Genomic DNA, 2,809 nt, shown 5'->3' with positions numbered 1-2,809 from the left:
AATTATTAAAGCTGTAAAATAAAAAAACTTTCTTTACAGGCGTAAAGAAAGTGAAATCGACAGTATTTATTTACTCATTAAATAGCAACGTCTTTCCCACTTCCCTACGCTGGCATTAACCAGATCAGGTACTAAGAGTCTCAAAATCACATTTGATCTCAGCCTATAAAAGGCCCCCCTAGTGGATAAATATTTTGTTTTTATAATGTATTCATCATAGCATACTTCGTGAAACTGTCAAAAAATTAGTTATATAATTCCCTTAAAACCCTTCTTCTTTTCTAACTTTTAATGATGTTTCAATAATCATATCTAATAGTTCGCTATAACTAATTCCCGCCGCTTCTGCACTTTTTGGCAATAAACTTGATTGTGTCATCCCTGGTAATGTATTAATTTCCATTACATATGGAATTCCGTCCTTCACCATCATATCAACTCTTGCATAAACACTACATTTTAATGCTTTATAACAAGCAAGTGACGCTTTATTTACACGTTCATTAATTTCTGCTGGAAGTTCGATAACTTCCTCAACTGTACTAGTATCATCATATTTTGCATTGTAGTCAAAGAACTCGGCTGCATGTCGAATTGAAACTATAGGTAACTGTTTTCCATCCAGAATTGAACATGTAATTTCATCACCTTTTATATACTTCTCAATTACTACTTCAGAATCCCATTCGAATACAGTTTCTAGCATTGAGATCAATTCATTTTTATTATAAACGATTTTCACTCCGACACTCGATCCGCCAGAGTTTGGTTTTACTACTAATGGAAATCCTAACTTATCTAACTCATCAAGATTTAGATCCTCCATTTTTGTAAGTTCAATCCAATCTGGTGTTTCTACACCTTCATAACGTAAAATCTTTTTCGAAATATTTTTATCCATACATATACTGCTAGATAACATATTACTTCCGCTATAAGGAATCCCTAAACTCTCCAGTGTTCCTTGAACTGTCCCATCTTCTCCGTATTTTCCGTGTAACGCGAGCAACGCAAAATCAATGTCTTTCGTTTTTTCAATTAAATCCACTTTTTCATTTAATGTAATTGGAACTATTTCATACTTATTTTTATCTAAATGAGCAATCATTTCATTCCCCGTCATAATTGAAACTTGTTTTTCAGACGATACCCCGCCCATAATAACACCGATTTTCATTTTCTCAACTCCAAATTTCATTTTTTAATGTATCACCAATTATTTTAATTCCCCAAACTATTTCTTCTTCTTTCAAGCGCGAAAACCCTAATCGGAAAGTGTTCGCTCCTTCTCCATCAGAGTAAAAAACATCTCCAGGTGAAAACGTAACGCCTTTCTCATAACACTTTTGTAAAAGTGTGCGGGCATTCATATGCTCTTCTAGTTCTATAAATAAATGAAGTCCACCATCTCCAGTCATTCTTTTGAAATGAATGTACTGGTTACATGCCCCGACAGCTAACTCATATTTTTTCTTATAAACAGATCTTGCCTTTTTTAAATATTTCTCAAAATATCCCTCATGTAAATATTGAAACAGAACAGCTTGATCTAGCGTAGATGTGTGAATCGTTCTTGCTCTTTTTACGCTTTCTAAATAATGAATCAGCTCTTTATCTGCAATAATCCAGCCTACACGTAAACCAGGGAAAAGTACCTTTGAAAAGCTACTAATATAAATCACATTATTGCCAGCTCCCGCAAAAGTTAATAATGGAGCTAAATGTGAACCTGAATAACGTAATTCTTCATTAAATCCGTCCTCTATAATAGGAACGTTGTATTTTGAGAATAACCTCATCAATTCCGTTCTTTTCTCTGAACTCGTAACAATACCGGTTGGATTATGATAAGACGGAATTAAATAAGCAAAATCAAAATCTTTTTCACGCAAACTTTTTTCAACTTCATTCGTATCAATACCATCCTCATGCATATCAATCCCATGAACTTCAAGTCCATGTAAACGGAACAGCTTTAGTGCAGCGTGGTGAGTTGGATTCTCACAAATGACACGACCAGATTTTTTTGATAAAGAAGAGAGTACAATATCCAATCCTTCTGTAAATCCATTTGTAATTAGAATATCTTTATTCGAAATGTCTACACCTTTCATTTCCATGTAATGAAGTAAATAATTCATTAACGGTCTATATCCCTTTGCATATCCGTAGTTCAATACGATGTCTCCTTCAATGGACATACGAGTAAGAAAAGCTCTTTTGAAATTTTCAACATCAAATAGCTTCTCATCCGGGGCTATACTATTAAAGACAATCATTCCCTTTTCCCAACGAACACCATGTTTCATTAAATCTAATTCATCCGCTAATGCGGTCACTGTATTAAGTTTATTTTTCCAATTTATTTCAACAGACGAAGTGTTAGATATATCCACCTTCGCAACAAAGTTCCCTTTTCCTTTAACTGCATAAATGAGTCCTTCTTGTTCTAAATCTGCATAAGCAGCGAGTACAGTGTTTCTACTCACACTTAGTAATTCACTTAGTTCCCTTGTTGATGGGATTTTTTGATCCCCGAGCAAATGCCCTTTCATAATCATCTTCTTCAAATAATCTTTCAATTGAATATAAACGGGACGATCTTTAACAACTTTAAAATCCTTAAACAATTCCTTACCCCCTGCAATCATTTTTTCATATTTATTTCATTCTCAAAAGGTCCACGACATATGTATTTTTTATAAAGGGCGGTACGGTCTTACAAATCTTTTCGATATAAGTTAATCACATCTTTTAAAGCTGCAGCTGCAGCGCCTCGTGGATTAGAAGCCCCACCAATTGTAGTAAC

2 protein-coding genes and 1 riboswitch are annotated in these 2,809 nt (G+C 34.2%); both genes read right to left on the bottom strand.

Annotated elements, in window-relative coordinates; genetic code table 11:
* Positions 1–84 precede the first annotated feature (84 nt).
* Positions 85–190, bottom strand: a riboswitch (TPP riboswitch).
* 72 nt (positions 191–262) lie between these two features.
* A complete protein-coding gene (locus tag ACQGS6_RS25895; RefSeq protein ID WP_009326978.1) occupies positions 263–1,177 on the bottom strand; it encodes a D-alanine--D-alanine ligase in 915 nt (304 codons plus the stop codon).
* A 4-nt stretch (positions 1,178–1,181) separates the two neighbouring features.
* The gene (locus ACQGS6_RS25890; protein ID WP_426965846.1) at positions 1,182–2,630 is read right to left on the bottom strand and encodes a PLP-dependent aminotransferase family protein; all 1,449 of its coding nucleotides are present in this window, start codon (positions 2,628–2,630) and stop codon (positions 1,182–1,184) included.
* Positions 2,631–2,809 lie beyond the last annotated feature (179 nt).

It is taken from the genome of Bacillus sp. GMs2/2 (assembly GCF_050172095.1).
Taxonomy (GTDB): Bacteria; Bacillota; Bacilli; order Bacillales; family Bacillaceae_G; genus Bacillus_A; species Bacillus_A cereus.
This window is presented reverse-complemented; position numbering and strand designations above follow the sequence as displayed.